Annotated in this window: 2 protein-coding genes; both read left to right on the forward strand. The window is 33.9% G+C overall.

Annotated features, from left to right (window positions below; translation table 11 throughout):
• The first annotated feature begins 230 nt into the window (after positions 1-230).
• Entirely contained in the window at positions 231-599 is a 369-nt protein-coding gene (locus PN471_RS01845; protein WP_271775423.1) for a CU044_2847 family protein, read from the forward strand.
• Between the two features lie 131 nt (positions 600-730).
• On the forward strand, positions 731-3,298 hold a 2,568-nt coding region (locus tag PN471_RS01850; RefSeq protein WP_271775424.1), incomplete at its 3' end, for a HEAT repeat domain-containing protein.

Raw genomic sequence — 3,298 nt, forward strand, 5'->3', positions numbered from 1 at the left:
CTCAACAATTCATATTGGGCGTGAGTCAAATTACTGGGGTATGCTTTACTCATGTTACTCTCTCGGTGCTGTGTTCTTTCTATTCACAGCTTACACTGGGAGAGCTTTTTTACTCACTCACCGACTTTTCAAACACCCTCTTAAATAATAAATAATAATCTTGACTTTTAGCTTTTGAAAAGGTTAAAATTCAATTGATTGATTATTCAACAAATATAGGAAAAATGTCAATGTCAAACAAAATCACAGAAATTCTTACTCCTGATGGTGAAAAGATTTACATTCAATATGATGAAGCAGACAGCGATGAACTGCAAGCGGTTGCATATATTGATGACATTAAGGAAAGAACCGAAAAATTACAAAAAGCAATGATTAGTACAGTTAAGGGTTATTCTCAAATGGTAATTAGTAGCGTCAAGGATGGATTAAATGATGTTCTTGCACCGACAAAAGTAACAATGGAATTTGGGTTGCAAGCTGGTGGAGAAACTGGTATTCCATTTGTTACTAAAGGAACAGCACAAGCCAATGTAAAAGTAACAATTGAGTGGGATTTAAGCCAGAATAAAACACATACATTAAACCAAAACCCATAACAATTATCAAGATTAGTGCTAAATTGCTAAATATAGACAAAGCATAATTTAATATTCTACTAGTTAGCTTTGTTTATATAGCCATTGAACATATAGTATAATATTTTACGGATTTTTTAAATGGTATCGCTATGACTAAATCTCTAGATGAATTGAGAGAATCAATGGTAAAAATTCTCGGTTCTGATGAAAAAACTGTTGGTTCTGGTTTCATCATTCGTAATGATGGCTATATTGTAACTTGTCATCATGTTATTTATATTCTAGAGAATCCTTTAAAGGTGGAATATCAAGATAACATTTATGATGCAGAATGGGATGAAAATTTTTCAAATTTAGAGGTAGATATTGCCATTCTCAAAATCAATATTGAGAGTGCAAAAGCGGTTAAAATTATTAATCCAAAAAATTTATCAACATCAGTAACAGTTTACGGTTTTCCGAATAAGCATAACCAAAATGAAAACTTTCCTAAAGGCGTGGCGGTTTATGGTAATAGTATTCGTCCTAGTGCGCCTCTTAATGTTATTTCCACTTATATAAAACACCCTAAAACAACTAATCATCCTTGGAATAAAAAGCCCTTAGAAACGTCTACTTTTCTCTCTCATCGAATTGATGCCAAGGTAGAGGCAGGAAGCAGTGGTGGTGCTGTCTTCTCTGAGAAATTGGGGGGAGTATTAGGGATAATTCAATGTAGTAAAAGTGATGAAAGTTATGTAATTCGTTGGGATAATATTCTTGATAAATTAGATCAACTGGGATTAGAACCAAAGAAAAATATTATTAAGAGCTTTTTAGAAGAAATTGAAAGTAGTTTTCAAAATATTAAGTTATTTCATTCAACCGAACCTATTACTATTAAAGATCAATATATTCCGATTCAGGTCACGCTAGAAAGAAAATATAATCACACGATAGAAACCACTTGGAGTTATTCTGAATCAGAGGAAGAATCTAAACGTGCTTACGCTCTTAAACATTCGGAAGAATCAAAACCAACTCAAGTAGATTGGCAAGAAGCAAAACAAAAACATCAGCGTTTAATGGTGTTGGCAGATCCAGGAATGGGGAAAACGACATTATTAAAAAGTGAGGCTTATTTAACTGCACAAACAGCACTACAAGGTTTAGAAAATAATAGTCAAAATCTGGAAGATTTAGTTATTCCTATTTTTTTAAGACTTTCAGAAATAGCAGACACAACACAAGACGGAACTGCGAAAGTTAGTGATGCTATTTTAAAATTGCTGGCATCAAAATATGAAAACCATTTTCCACAAATTGAAAGTTTTTTAACAGATAAATTAAAAGCGGGTAAATATCTCTTGCTATTAGATGCACTAGATGAAGTACCGAAAGAATCTAGAAATAATTTATCAGAAAAATTAAATAGTTTTCTTCGTAATTACAACTGTCCTATTATCTTTACATCTCGCATTGTTGGTTATAGTGGGGCATTTTTAGGTGGTGCTAAAGATGTGGAAATTGTTCCTTTTAATGAACCACAAATAAATCAATATATTGTAACTTGGTTTAAAATTGCGGCTGAATATATAAATGATGATTCTATTTCTGCGGCTGCTTTAATTCGAGAATTGCAAACTAAACCCCAAATTCGTGGTTTGGTACAGAATCCTTTGCTATTGTCTTTAATTTGCAGTTTGTATCAAGAAAAAGGCATAAATCTACCAGCGCGACGTTGTGAGGTATATGAGCAAGCAGTAAAATTTATGCTTACTAAATGGAGAAAAACACATAACCCAGAAGTAGAGGATGCGTGGATAAATGTCAAAATAGAATTGTTAGAAGAACTAGCTTATCAATTTAGCTGTAATAATCAAGAAATTTTTACAATGCGTGAACTTCGCAAAGCTATTGATAGCTATTTGAAAAAAGATGATATTCCTAGTGATTTTAACAATATTACTAGTTCTCCTTTAATAACAGAATTATCTGAACAGGATGGAATTTTACAAAAGCTGCATGAAAATGGCGACCAACATCTCTTTTTACATCGGACTTTTCAAGAATATTTCACAGCTTGTTATTTGCAACGATCATCCAATGGTATTGAATTAGCAAAGGCGCATTTTTGGGATTATGAATGGCATGAAATATTCAGCTTAATGGCAGGATTGATGAAAAATCCTGTAACTTTATTGCAAACAATTAAAAACGAAAAAGATGATATTTTTCAAACACTGCTGTTATTAGCGGGACGGTGTACGGCTGAGGTTCAAAGAAGTGATGATCAATTAGTGCAAAAAATCATTAAAGATATTCATAATTTTTTCCTAAGTTATCCACATAATGCCGAGTTTATTACATCAGTAGTGGTCATACTAGGTCAAAATCATCTACAGATGGTGTCACATTTGCAAGCAGACCTAAATCATGCGGATAAGTATGTGAGATCCAGTGCAGCCTTTGCTTTAGGAAAGATTGGCTCTGACAAAGCAGTAGATGCTTTAATCACGGCTTTGAATCATGCGGAATCGGATGTGAGATCCAGAGCAGCCGAGGCTTTAGGAAAGATTGGCTCTGACAAAGCAGTAGATGCTTTAATCACGGCTTTGAATGATGCGGAATGGTATGTGAGATCCATAGCAGCCGAGGCTTTAGGAAAGATTGGCTCTGACAAAGCAGTAGATGCTTTAATCACGGCTTTGAATGATGCGGAACGGTATGTGAGATCC

The organism is Aphanizomenon sp. CS-733/32, from assembly GCF_028330045.1.
Lineage (GTDB): Bacteria > Cyanobacteriota > Cyanobacteriia > Cyanobacteriales > Nostocaceae > Dolichospermum > Dolichospermum gracile.